13 protein-coding genes are annotated in these 11,518 nt (G+C 64.3%); 6 read left to right on the forward strand and 7 right to left on the reverse strand.

The features are described 5' to 3' along the window. Window positions 1-148: 148 nt before the first annotated feature. The 3 genes from AC1DVU_RS07170 to AC1DVU_RS07180 form a co-directional block, all read right to left on the reverse strand. On the reverse strand, window positions 149-502 hold the full coding sequence (locus AC1DVU_RS07170) for a hypothetical protein (RefSeq protein ID WP_476921748.1): 354 nt from the start codon (window positions 500-502) through the stop codon (window positions 149-151). Then, window positions 495-836: a hypothetical protein gene (locus AC1DVU_RS07175; protein ID WP_476921749.1), complete on the reverse strand. Its 342-nt coding sequence runs from the start codon at window positions 834-836 to the stop codon at window positions 495-497. Before AC1DVU_RS07175 ends, AC1DVU_RS07170 begins: the two co-directional genes overlap by 8 nt. A gap of 421 nt (window positions 837-1,257) precedes the next feature. Beyond that, complete coding sequence (locus AC1DVU_RS07180; RefSeq protein WP_476921750.1) at window positions 1,258-1,818, reverse strand: dihydrofolate reductase family protein; 561 nt, start codon at window positions 1,816-1,818, stop codon at window positions 1,258-1,260. A 282-nt stretch (window positions 1,819-2,100) separates the two neighbouring features. Here AC1DVU_RS07180 and AC1DVU_RS07185 point away from each other — a divergent pair, with 282 nt between their 5' ends. Continuing rightward, window positions 2,101-3,090 carry an LURP-one-related family protein gene (locus tag AC1DVU_RS07185; RefSeq protein ID WP_476921751.1) on the forward strand — a complete coding sequence of 330 codons (990 nt, stop codon included), beginning with the start codon at window positions 2,101-2,103 and terminating at the stop codon, window positions 3,088-3,090. 406 nt (window positions 3,091-3,496) lie between these two features. Beyond that, on the forward strand, window positions 3,497-3,949 hold the full coding sequence (locus tag AC1DVU_RS07190; RefSeq protein WP_476921752.1) for a pyridoxamine 5'-phosphate oxidase family protein: 453 nt from the start codon (window positions 3,497-3,499) through the stop codon (window positions 3,947-3,949). 80 nt (window positions 3,950-4,029) lie between these two features. On the opposite strand, the gene AC1DVU_RS07195 is transcribed toward AC1DVU_RS07190, so the two are convergent. Next, a complete protein-coding gene (locus AC1DVU_RS07195) occupies window positions 4,030-4,374 on the reverse strand; it encodes a hypothetical protein (protein ID WP_476921753.1) in 345 nt (114 codons plus the stop codon). Window positions 4,375-5,312: 938 nt separating this feature from the next. Here AC1DVU_RS07195 and AC1DVU_RS07200 point away from each other — a divergent pair. Together AC1DVU_RS07200 and AC1DVU_RS07205 are read left to right on the forward strand one after the other, a co-directional pair. Then, entirely contained in the window at window positions 5,313-5,945 is a 633-nt protein-coding gene (locus AC1DVU_RS07200; RefSeq protein ID WP_476921754.1) for a hypothetical protein, read from the forward strand. Window positions 5,946-6,143: 198 nt separating this feature from the next. Further along, window positions 6,144-6,662 (forward strand): hypothetical protein, encoded by a 519-nt coding sequence (locus AC1DVU_RS07205; protein WP_476921755.1) that lies wholly within the window; start codon window positions 6,144-6,146, stop codon window positions 6,660-6,662. A 118-nt stretch (window positions 6,663-6,780) separates the two neighbouring features. Here AC1DVU_RS07205 and AC1DVU_RS07210 read toward each other — a convergent pair whose 3' ends face one another. Further along, the gene (locus AC1DVU_RS07210) at window positions 6,781-7,218 is read right to left on the reverse strand and encodes a VOC family protein (protein ID WP_476921756.1); all 438 of its coding nucleotides are present in this window, start codon (window positions 7,216-7,218) and stop codon (window positions 6,781-6,783) included. Between the two features lie 321 nt (window positions 7,219-7,539). Here AC1DVU_RS07210 and AC1DVU_RS07215 point away from each other — a divergent pair, with 321 nt between their 5' ends. Continuing rightward, a complete protein-coding gene (locus tag AC1DVU_RS07215; RefSeq protein ID WP_476921757.1) occupies window positions 7,540-8,760 on the forward strand; it encodes a glycosyltransferase in 1,221 nt (406 codons plus the stop codon). Between the two features lie 160 nt (window positions 8,761-8,920). After that, on the forward strand, window positions 8,921-9,406 hold the full coding sequence (locus tag AC1DVU_RS07220; RefSeq protein ID WP_476921758.1) for a hypothetical protein: 486 nt from the start codon (window positions 8,921-8,923) through the stop codon (window positions 9,404-9,406). Between the two features lie 84 nt (window positions 9,407-9,490). Here the strand turns inward: AC1DVU_RS07220 and AC1DVU_RS07225 are convergent, their stop codons facing one another. Beyond that, window positions 9,491-10,060, reverse strand: coding sequence for a dihydrofolate reductase family protein (locus tag AC1DVU_RS07225; protein ID WP_476921759.1), 570 nt, complete (start codon window positions 10,058-10,060; stop codon window positions 9,491-9,493). A gap of 374 nt (window positions 10,061-10,434) precedes the next feature. Continuing rightward, complete coding sequence (locus tag AC1DVU_RS07230; RefSeq protein WP_476921760.1) at window positions 10,435-11,031, reverse strand: VOC family protein; 597 nt, start codon at window positions 11,029-11,031, stop codon at window positions 10,435-10,437. Between the last annotated feature and the right edge of the window lie 487 nt (window positions 11,032-11,518).

The raw sequence follows: 11,518 nt of genomic DNA on the forward strand, positions 1-11,518 counted from the left end.
GTCACTCGCCCGGGACGCCGCGGGCGGCACGCGGCTCGTCGATGTGAGCCGAGAGCTGGTGGGGCTGTGCGGTCCTGCGCAATCTGGGGCCGCAAGACCGCTTCCGCGATCGCGCGGTACGACGCACGAGGCCGCGGCACTCCAGCTGTTACGGATCGATCGGCAGCACTTCCTCTACGTGAGGTGCTGCAGGCGCATGATGACGACCTCCCTCAGTGAAGTGGTTCCAGGCAGCGCCTAGGTCCGCAACGCCTTTCGAGGCCATACCGGAACCGGCCCTGCTCAGGGTTGATGCGATATGGGAAATGTCATGGCCGATCGAGTCGCCGTACGAGCCCTCGAAGCTGGCGGCCTGCAGAGCGGTCCCAGTCGTGCCGACTGAAGTGGCCGCTGCCTCGATTGCTACCGCCCCGGCGAGACGTAAGGCGGCAGCTGCCGCGTGCGCCTCGATCTCAGCTACGTCGGCAACGACTGCAGTGGCGTCGTGAACCAAGTCATCCATGATGCTCTCCCTCGGACGGAGTTGAGTCGCGATTGAGAATTGCGAGCGTCGCTTGAGCGCGAGCGACAGTTTTCAAGGCGGCATCGATGTCTGCCTGCACGAGGATGTTCCGTGCTGCAGTTCCTTCCTCGTCCGCTCTGTCCGTCATGGCACGTACGAGGTCGTCTCGCCTCGCGTCTAGTCCGTCCCCCAGCTCAACGATTCTCTGCAGATGCTTGGCAGCTTCGCTCCGCCGCTGTTCGGCCGGCGCCAGAGCTGCTGCCAGATCGGCCAACGTGGAGAACGCCTGCCGCATCTCGTCGAGCTGCGAAGGGTCGATAGCGGCTTCGTCCATGGCAGCCATACTCCTCGCGCGGTGTACGAATGGCAACGGGTGGGCACGGGGCGCGTGGTGAGGGCCCGACGCTACGCCACCCACGCTCCCTGCTCGCGGGCCGGACATATCAGGGGCCGCTCCCGCGCGCGTGCCGCGAGGAGCTCCATGGGTTGCGGCACATGTGTCCCCAAGTGCGGTTTGAGCCGCCCCTCGTGGGCGAACCTCTCATCCCGGCTACGAACACCGCTGCCCCGGTACGACACCGCCTCCCCGATCTGCTTCGAGGACTTTCTGGGTACGCCGGTGGTAGCGACCAACCGCACCGATCCGAGCTGCGTCACTCCGCCGCAAGCGCGCAGTCTCGAGTCGGCGTGTCATTCGGTGAGTGAGGAACGGTGGTGCAGTTTCTCGGGTCGCCATGCATGCGCGACGCACCGGCTCAGTGGCGGACGGCGTACCGGATGTGGGTCGCCTCGGGGGTGTCGATCACTTGGCGGATCTCGAGTTCGATGAGCCCGGGCAATACGTCGAAGAGGCGGCGACCCTCGCCCAGGAGGACAGGGATCTGGTGGATCTGGATTTCGTCGAGAACACCGGCCTCAAGGGCTCGTTGTGCGACGTTGGCGCCGCGGACCTGGACATTCTTGTCGGCCGCGGCACCCTTCGCCTGTGCCATTGCGCTCTCGATGCCATCGGAGACGTAGGTGACCAAGGGGTAGCCCCAGCGGGCAGCCGGAGGGGGCGGGCGATGGCTGGGCACGAAGATGGGAAGCCCGCCGTGCGAGCCGCCCCAGTGATCCATGAGTTCCGCAGTCCGGCGGCCGGCAAGGATCGCCCCTGCCGCGCTCCACTCGTCCTCGAACTGCTTGACCGGTCGCGAGAGATCCCGCGACTCGGCCCACGCGTGGAGCCGCTCGCCATCCTCACCACCAAGGTAGTCGTTGACGTCGGCGACAAAGCCGTCAACCGAGACCGACATATCGAGCACGGAGATTGACATGGTTCCTCCTTGATTCGCTTCTGGTTGGCGCGACCGTGACGCTACGCCTCTGTCATCACCACGAACGGGCGAAGCCCAATCCGACACCACGCCCAGCAAAAGGACTGATTCTCCTGACGATCACTCACGGCCTTCAGGAAGGAGATGTTCTGCGGAGTCTTAGAGGGCTTCATGATTGGTCCCGGTCAAACATGCGTCTTATCGCCGCGAATCTCGCTGGCAGCGATCGCGCACCTGGTCTGTTCCAGATTGTTTGCGGCCGGACGCTGGTAGCCTCGCCGCGTGACTGAGTCGTCCGCGGGATGGCATCCTGACCCATTTGGCCGCTACGAGCTTCGCCACTGGGACGGGTTCACGTGGACGGAGCACGTCGCCACCCGGGGAGACCAAACGACAGATCCTCCAGGCGCGACCCCACCGGTCCTAGAGGCACTTGCTCCGCAAGTTCCGAGCGGTTGGCATCCCGACCCGCTCAAGAGACACGAGCTTCGCTACTGGGACGGCTCCGGGTGGACTGAGCACGTCTCGTCGCGAGGGCGTCAAAGCGTTGATGCGTTCACCGACGCGGCGGCGGCCATCGTTGAGACCCCCGCGCCGGCCATGCCTCCCGCAAACGCGCCGGCCGTGCTCGCGGCGGACCGCCATGCACAGAGGATTCAGAAGCAGGTTCAAAAGGCTGGCTTGGCCGATTCATCTGGGTCCGCCGACCGAGCCATCTTCAATGAGCCGGTCCTGGTGATCAACCAGAAGGGCAAGCTCGTTGAGCTGCGCGCCGAGTTCGCTATCCACGACCAGCACGGGCGACAGCTCGCCGCTGTGAAAGGCAAGCGGATGTCGAGCCGGATGCAGGTGGTCGATATGCAGGGCCGACAACTTCTTGAGCTGAGACGGGAAGGTTCGGTGCTCAGTTCCAAAGTCGCCGTCTCCGGCGAGAATGGCGCCAAGATCGGACGCATCGTTCCGTCTTGGAGCATGAAGGATGTCGATCGCGCCTACAAGATCGAGGGATCTAGCAACGTGCTGATCGGCGCAGTGTTCTCGGAAGACCTGCTCGGGAACCGGCCAAAGCACCGGCACCGAGAGTTCAACGTTCAAGACGCGAATAGCACTGTGGTCGCTCGCATCAGCAAGACGCGCGCAGGCGTCGCCAAGGAGTTGTTCACTAAGGGAGACAACTACGTGCTGAGCATCCCAGGTTCATTGCCAGACACGCTCCGGTTGATCAGCATCGCCGTCGTACTCACACTCGACGCCGCATACCACCAGCAGTAGTCCCGACCGCGCGACCCGCGCAGGTACGTCTTTCCGCCGCGACTGCGACGGGTATCTGCAGAGCCCACGACGCCGCGTGAGCGAGTCGTAACTTGTCTCGGTCAAAGAAGCTCGGTCGCATCGGCGCCGGTGGTGGCTAGAAGCCAACGGCCTCCTCCGAGATCCTGGCCGACGAAAAGGGGGCGCACCTGCGCCGCGCTCCGATTGAGAGCAGCGGACTACTTCGCCGCCTGCGGGATGACCCAGATTCCATCATCCGATGACTGAAATGATCTCGTGGCCATGGCGTCGTAGTGTTCTCGTACCCGCGCCCGGCGGTCGGCGGGTGGGTAAGGACCAACGCCCCTACGTGGGCCTCGGAGCCCGTGTGACGCTGGTCAACAGAGGTGGGAGGGAGGTGTTCAGCATGTCCGACCCCGTGCAGCTCAGTTACTGGCAGTGTGAGTCGGTCCTTCGCTCCGAGGTCCTGGGACGCATCGCGTTCTCAGCACCTGACGGCCCGCACATCGTGCCGATCAACTACTCGGTGGTCGATGAGGCGATCGTCGTACGCACCTCGCCTGACAGCCTCCTGGCCAATCATGGTTGCGGCGTCACAGTTGCCTTCGAGGTCGACTACATCAACCACAGCTACCGCCGCGGTTGCAGCGTCGTGGCCCGTGGTGAGACGGACATCGTGACGGATCCGGCTGTGGTGGCGCACATCCACCGGGTATGGGAACCACAACCGTGGGCCGGCGGCACGCGGCCCTTGCTCCTCCGACTTCGGTGGAGAGAGCTGAGCGGACGCCAACTGGATCCCAGCTGGGATCCGCTGTCCGAGCTGCCGGTACGCCGGACTGAAAGCAGACCTCGCTGACTCATTGGCCGACCTACGTCGCCGGCGTCTAGGCAACGGCTACCTTGGCCGCCGACCCGCATCATTTCGCCGCGAAACCATCAGGCCGGGGCGCGCCGAGCAGCGCGGTACAGGTAAATGGTTGTTCCTATAGCAGTCGCGGCGAGGGCGATCAGGACGAGGAAGGGAATCAGTGGTGACGAGTGTGGTTCGCATACCTTCGGCTCGTCATTGACTTGCGTGCAGGAATAGCCCCCCACTGATCCGCCTATCAACAGCAGGATCGCGACGAGGGCTACCGGAATCGCTACGACGGCCCACTTCTGGCCGAAGCTCCACCGCCGCGACGTTGAAGCGAGGTACAGGCCGATACCGATTCCTAGCGGTCCGAGGATCAGCCCAAACGATGAGAGGCCAAGGGCCCAGTTCTCACGGCGATAATCCATGCAGGCGACACTCCAAGGCTTCGAACACGAAGCCCAACAGTAGCGACGATCGCCACCTCAGGCGGCGATTCCCCGGAGTTCGCGAACGACAAGAATCGGCCACCAATTTGCGGTCCTGACTCAGGAGGGCACCATCAGCCCCACGCGTCATACCGCAGCTTCCGCCGCACGTCGGCCGGGCGAGAACTTATGAATTGTCGCGTTGCACAACCGAGGCGCGCGTGCCAACCTGGCGGCGATCGATCCATCGCTGCCTATACGAATGTGCAACGAAAAACAGTAGTGCCAAGACAAGGCCCAAGCCAAAAGCAGTAAACGCTCCGACGGTAGCGCTGTGATTGATCAAGCCGACCACAACCCCGAGGTACACACCGCCCACCGCACCCTTGAGCGCCGCATCCTGCGACGTATCAGCGATATGGGTCCACCGCTCCCGACGAGTCGCACCTCTTGGCGCAGTGTCGCGCGCATCCAAGATGGCCATGGCGCCCATGAAGACCATCCAGACGCCCCAGAACACGCTCGAGTCCCGCGCCTCGGGCTCTTTCCGAAAGGCGAAAGCGAAAAGGAACCACACCGCGGCGCAAACCAGAAGCGCGACTCCTGGCCAAGAGCGTCGCCGTCGGCTTTTGACGATTCCCACACTGTGACAATCGCGCACACGCCAAGCATTGGCAACCTTGGTCGCCTCGGTGGAGTTGCAGCGTCGGCCAACTCGTAGATCTGCTCCATCCTGCGTCTTTCCGCCGCGACAGGACGCCCAGAATAGAGCGGGCGGTCGCGATGTGGCTGAGCCCGACGTAGCGCGGTGGCTGCGGCCCGTTGTGTCGCGCCTTGTTGGTCCCTAAAGTGTTTAGGTGGTCCAAGCGCGTATTGCAGTGCACCAGGACTGGACTGCGCGCCAACGGGTCCTGGCCGCGGTCACTCCGATCGGGCCGGTGTTGTTGCTTGCCGGGAGCCTGGTCGCCCCCGCTGCTGCGGACGACTTCTCACCAGACGCCCCGAAGGCAACCCCTATCTTGGAGGCAGTTGCAGCCGACCGAGCACGGTCCGGTGTGGGCGGAGTTCTGATCGTGGTGGGCCTGATGTTCTTGGTCCCGGCTCTGGCGCTCACTGTCTCGAGGGTGCAAGGCAGAAGCGCGACCCTGGCCACCGTAGGGGGAATGCTGGCCATGGCGGCGATGGCCGCCGGCTCCCTGACGAACACGTTCTTCTTCACCAGCTACGGGCTCACCAGCCCCGATGTGGACGCCAAAGTGGGTGACCTCGGATCGGCATACGCTGCACTCGGCCCCGTATTGACTCCATTCTTCATCGTCTACCTGGCTGGCTCACTGATCGGATTCGTTGCGTTGGCCGTAGCAGTCTTCCGGGCGCGAAGCGCTCCTCGGTGGGCGGCAATCGCGCTGGCTATCGCGGGGCTGGGGATAGTGGTCGTCGACGCTGGCACCATCGGCGGTGTGATTCTGTCCTTGCTGTTGCTGGTCGCGTTGGTGGGTTGCGGGATCCTCGCTGGTCACGACGCCGCAGGGAACAGGAGCACCGCTAGGGCGCAATCTCTGCCGGAATGACCTGTTGTCGTCGGCAGGATGCGTCTTTTCGCCGCGAACTCTCGACACAGGAGCCGATCCACGTGGCTTGGCATCTGCAGACCAGACTGGCAAGGCTTGGACTGCTCGCACGACGCCTGCTCACAGTGCTGGGCACACCCGCGAAAACACCTCCTGATGTCGGAACGTGAGTTTGTGTAATCGTGTAATCATGTAATCATGACCAATGAGAGTGCAACTGAGAAGATCGTCGGCTGGTTCGAGGGCCGACTGCCTGCCGAGTGGCGCGCGACGCCGGCGCACATCACCCGTGACCGCGAGGAGATCGTGGTCCTGCTGACCCAGCCTGATGTGGAGCTGGCCGACCCGACTGACGTCGCGTTGGCTGAGGCCCGGATCGGTCGTGCCAAGGCTTTCCGTGAGGAGACCCGCAGCCGGCGCGTGGAGATCGCTCGCGAGGCCGAGCACCGGTTCGAGGCCAAGGTCTCTTGGGGAGTCGTCGTGGGCGACCACCGCGAGCTCTGGACCCATGTGGCGGCGCCAGTCATGACCCGCTTGCGTCAGCCACAGCGACAGGTGCTCGACACGTTGGTTGAGGCCGGTGTCGCCCGGTCGCGGTCGGAGGCTCTGGCCTGGTGTGTGCGGTTGGTCGGTCAGCACGAGGACGACTGGCTGACCGATCTGCGCGACGCGATGACGAGCGTATCCGACGTTCGAGCGAAGGGCCCAACAGCCTAGGACTCCTCTAGACGGTTCTTGAAGGGGCACGCATTGCGCACCTCCCATCGGCCTGCAGTCCTAAGGCGGACGCCAACAGCAGAGTCATTCCGCCGCGAGCGGGCCGCTGCAGGCGGCCCTACCCGGCGGTCGTTGGGGCCGACTCTGGAGCTGCAGACCCACGTTGATCGCGTCGAAGGGGATGGTTGGCAGGTACCTCGACGAGGACAATTGGTACGCCGTCTGGATCCTCGATCCACATTTCGACAAGGCCCCATGGTTCTTGGCGCGGCCCACGGACGATGTGAACACCTGCTGCCTTCAGCCGTTGATGCTCAGCTTCGAGGTCGCGAACCTGAATCCAGAGGGTCAGTTTGCTGCCGGGAGGTTCTGTGGATTGCCCACTGACCTCGAGGAAGCCAGTTCCCAAAAAGAAGACCAGCCCAGGTGCATCAGGAGGGCCGAATTCTCGAAAGACGGCGAGTCCCAACGTGTCTCGATAAAAGTGGCGGCTGCGCTCCGGCTGACACGGACGCAGCAGAATGCGGCTAGACAGAGCCTCCATAGCGTTCATCATGCCCGGACTCTCCCTTTCCCGGACGACACCCCACCAGGGCGGGCGCGATGCCGCGCCGTCCCGCGCGCCTTCTGGCCCGCTAGTAGCCCGTCATACCGCCGCGTGCAGGCGCACTCTCATGCCCGATGGTCGGGCGCATCGATTGACCTTGGGCATATTGTGCGCGCCGAAATCTTGATCCTAATCTGAATTACAGCGCCTGCTCGCACAGCTCGTCGCGGTCTGTGACGTGTACACCTGGTTCTTGCTGCGGCGGCATTGAGGAGTGTCCCGGAGCCAAATCGCCCTGGCGCTGACCGAGATCCTGAAAGGACTCCTGAAGTGAAGGTCCTCGTCTACACCGCCCCGGCGAAGGGGCATCTGTTCCCGACCATTCCGATCGTCCTCGAACTGCAGAAGCGGGGCCACGACGTCGTGCTCTATGCCCTTGGATCGGAGGTGGAACGGTTGCGCGGACTCGGGATCACGGCGCATCCGGTCGACCCAGCCCTCGACGACGTGAAGTTGCTCGACTACACCGGCAAGAATCCGCTCGACTCGCTGAAGCTCGGGACAAAGGCCTTCGTCGAGCGCGGCAGGATTGACGGTCCGGAGATGCGGGTGGCGATCGACCGCGAGGTGCCGGACCTGCTGATTGTTGACGTGCTTTCCTGGGGGGCGTGGGCGGTGGCAGAGGCATCCGGCCTGCCGTGGGCGGTCCTGCAACACGCGCCGACGCCACTCCCGTCGGCAGAGGTGCCTCCATTTGGGCCGGGGCTGAAACCGATGCGCGGTCCGTTGGGTCGACTGCGGAATCGGATACTTATGCCGCTCACGCTGGGCGCCGTTGAGCGGGCCATCATGGGCCCGCTCAACGAGTTGCGGTCCAGTTTCGACGCGCCAGTGATTCCGGACGCCAAGACGATGTTCTCCGGCCCGCCGCTGACTCTGTACCTCACGACGAAGGCGCTTGAGTACCCGCGGACCAATTGGCCCGAATCATTCTGCTTCACTGGCCCTCTCAATTGGGATCCGGCGATGGAAGCTCCGGCATGGCTAGGCGAGTTGAATCGACCCATCGCGCTGGTGACGTCATCGTCGGAATTCCAGGACGACGGCAGGCTCATCACCACTGCGCTCGCGGGCCTTGCCGGGGAGGACTTCGACGTCGTCGCCACTATGCCCGCTGGCGTCGAGGCGCAAGCGATCCCCGCCAATGCCCACCTCGAGGAATTCGTGCCGCATTCGCTCGTCCTCCCCAAGGCAGCAGTGGCCATCACCCATGGCGGCTTCGGCGCAACGCAGAAGGCCATCAGTAACGGCGTGCCCGTAGTCGTGGTCCCCTTCGGACGCGACCAGGCGGAAGTGGGCCGCCGAGTCGAGGCCGCTGGACTCGGGGTCTTCCTGCCTCTCAAGAGATTGACACCGGAACGGTTGCGCGCGGCTGTTCACGAGGCAACGGCGCTCGCCCCTGTCGTCCGCGCCTTCGCCGAACGCGTGAGAGCCGAACCAGGCCCTTCTGCCGCTGTCGACCGGCTCGAGGCCCTGGAGAAAGTGCGCTGATCCGCCGATGGCGCGAAGTTGTGCGTTCCGCGATCGCGATCGGGCGACGCGGATACCACCGGTGGCGTGCAGGACCACCCCAGCGAGCGTCATACTGCCGCGAAGAACATCCAGCCTGGTCTCAATCTTCCGCGCTAGCCTTCTCGACCAGGAGGCAAAGATGGGCGTCTACTTCGACTACTTTCGAGCACCCGACGATGGCATCGCTCGCGACACCTACTCGCTGATGGCTGGTCCCCTCAACTCATTCACCGGCGAGGGACCGCCCCTGGACGGCATCTCGACCAAGGGGATCTTCCCGGATCCACATCTCGAGCAGCTCCTGGCAATCGCTCAAGGGCGACCGTACGAACGAGGACCGAAGACCAGCACTGGGCTGTGGCCGCCACCGGACACACCACCGCCCGTGGACGAGACATCGCCCTGGTTGACCGATCCGAGCGTGGAACGGCTCGCTACTCGGGTGCGTGACGGGCTCGCAGACATCGACCCGACGAGGATCACGACGTTCGCACCCTTGTGGGCCGCGGAACAGTACGGCGATTACCCCGCCGAGGTTGCAGCTACCTGGATCACCGATCTGTCGTCCCTCGCCCGGCGTGCCCGAGGCTTCGCCGAGGAGCTGTACTGCTGGTCGTCGCTCTGACGGGTCACGGCTTCAGCGCGCGTCTTATCGCCGCGAGGGAGCGCGAGCTCATGCCGGTGCAAACCCAACGGGGGGAGGAGGCCCTCAGGACGTGCCTGGTGGGCCGTCCAGCACCCTCGGCACGTACTCGACCAACTGGATCTGGCCGTCGAAGGTACGGCTGTCCGTCATATCGAGGGCGACGTCGGGGTAGCCATCGTAGATTCGCTCATGGCCGGTCGCCCCCGTGATCACGGGGAACATCACCACCCGGAACCTGTCGACGAGGCCCGCTTCCAATAGCGATCGGCATAGCGTGACACTGCCGATGGTGCGCATAGACCTGTCGCCGGTGTCCTTCATCTTCCGCACAGCCGCTGCGGCATCGCCGGTGACTAAGGTCGAGTTCTCCCATTGCAACGGCTCGGTCAGCGTCCTGGAGAAGACAACCTTGGACATGCCTCCGAGCACATCCGTTCCCGGTTCGCCCTCTTTCGTGAAGCCGTACATGAGCCGGTAGGTGTTCGCCCCCATCAGGAGCAGGTAGTCCCCTTCGGGGTTCTCGCCCAGCCACGCGAGATACTCCGGCCCCTCGAGGCCCCACCAACCAGGCCAACCCTCGGCGGAGGCATACCCGTCGAGCGAGGTGATGAAGTCGACGACAAGCTCAGGCATGTGTACTCCTCCCGCCCTGCAATACCAGTCTGCACCCTGTGGCGGTCGCTGGCTGAGTGGCGGAGTTGGAGAGCAACGGCCGCGTTATCAGTCCGGGTGGGAGTCCACGAACCGCGCGAATGTCTGGGAAGGGAGATCCCGAGTGTTGCTCCATCCAACTCCGCAGTCCCATTTTGTCGTGCTCTCAAGCACTTGTGAATGGCTCTCTGGAACCGCACGAAGTCGCCCAGTCGAACCCCGCGGAAGGGGCACCACAAGAGCAACAGCAGATCCCGCCGCGAGGCTGCTCAACCTTGGCGTCAAGTCCGGATCCACTGCAGACGGTGGTTCATACCGCTGCGACCAGGCCCATCGTGGCGGATTCCGGGCGCCACTCAGCGTGGCAGAGGGTTCGGGCCAGTCGCGGTGACGAGCCGTTGGGGCACCCAGTCTTCGACGTGATGGAAGCCGTCGTCGAACGGTCCAGCATCGGGCTCGACGGATGCCCGCAGTGAGAGTCGATAGAACTTCACGTGGGTGAAGTCCTCGAACAAGATGTAGACGGGGTCGGGTGTGCTGTTCGGGCCCTGGAACTGCTGTCCTGTCAGGACGGGCTTGTGGGCGTCGACGAACGCGTCGAAAGTGTCGCCGACAACAACGCCGAGGTGCTCCAGCCCCATCTTGTAGACGCGCTGATGCACGGGCGGGATGAGTTCGATGAGCGGGACAGTCTTGCCGTCGAGGACTTCGAGCGGCTCGGCGGGAACGATCAACGAGATCGGGCGGCCGTTCCAGACGTTCTCGCGATTGGCGACCGCGTGGCGTTCCAGCAGGCTCCGCACGTGCGCGTACTGATCCCACTCCGGCACTCGGAACGCGAGGTGGCTGAGCAGGTACGGGCCGATGTCGATGCCGCGGGCCAGGAGGCGGTCCTGCTGCTGCGCAGCGAAGGCCCGATAGTCCCCGATGATGTCGCCCATCGGATCGGCCATCGCCGCCTCCTCTCGGCCGCCATCGTACGACGGGGACCTCGCCGTGATTCAAAGTGTGAGCGTGTGGCTGCGGGCGGACAATGGCAATAGCTGGGAACACAGCCGGGAAATTGCACCATGCTAATCCTCACCAGGGCCTCGGACCGGGGCGTCACGGCAAGGAACGTGACACCCCGCCAGCTCTTCCTGTCCCATGCCCGAAGCTACAAGTTGGACCGCGAAATCGCCGCCGGTGCTGCGCCAGAATCGAGCCCGCTCCGCGCGGTTCGGGCCCAGATTCTCGTCCGGCCGTCGTTCCGGCGCTTACTCGCGCGTCGTGTGGAAGAGCTCCTTGAGGAGGCGACGGGGCCTCCGCCGCGGATTGCGGGCTGTCGAATAGTGCCTCGGAGCACCCGGATCCTTGAGGCGGCCGGCGCGCTGCAGATGCTGATTGATCGGCTCCGGGCACCAGCGCCAGTGCCGGCTCGGGGAGTGGCTGGGGTCAGAG

The organism is Aeromicrobium sp. P2_G6 (assembly GCF_056403535.1).

Coding starts and splice junctions, on each gene's coding strand:
- AC1DVU_RS07170 (WP_476921748.1), bottom strand. CDS start 502: ATGGATGACTTGGTTCACGACGCCACTGCAGTCGTTGCCGACGTAGCT.
- AC1DVU_RS07175 (WP_476921749.1), bottom strand. CDS start 836: ATGGACGAAGCCGCTATCGACCCTTCGCAGCTCGACGAGATGCGGCAG.
- AC1DVU_RS07180 (WP_476921750.1), bottom strand. CDS start 1,818: ATGTCAATCTCCGTGCTCGATATGTCGGTCTCGGTTGACGGCTTTGTC.
- AC1DVU_RS07190 (WP_476921752.1), top strand. CDS start 3,497: ATGTCCGACCCCGTGCAGCTCAGTTACTGGCAGTGTGAGTCGGTCCTT.
- AC1DVU_RS07195 (WP_476921753.1), bottom strand. CDS start 4,374: ATGGATTATCGCCGTGAGAACTGGGCCCTTGGCCTCTCATCGTTTGGG.
- AC1DVU_RS07205 (WP_476921755.1), top strand. CDS start 6,144: ATGACCAATGAGAGTGCAACTGAGAAGATCGTCGGCTGGTTCGAGGGC.
- AC1DVU_RS07210 (WP_476921756.1), bottom strand. CDS start 7,218: ATGATGAACGCTATGGAGGCTCTGTCTAGCCGCATTCTGCTGCGTCCG.
- AC1DVU_RS07220 (WP_476921758.1), top strand. CDS start 8,921: ATGGGCGTCTACTTCGACTACTTTCGAGCACCCGACGATGGCATCGCT.
- AC1DVU_RS07225 (WP_476921759.1), bottom strand. CDS start 10,060: ATGCCTGAGCTTGTCGTCGACTTCATCACCTCGCTCGACGGGTATGCC.
- AC1DVU_RS07230 (WP_476921760.1), bottom strand. CDS start 11,031: ATGGCCGATCCGATGGGCGACATCATCGGGGACTATCGGGCCTTCGCT.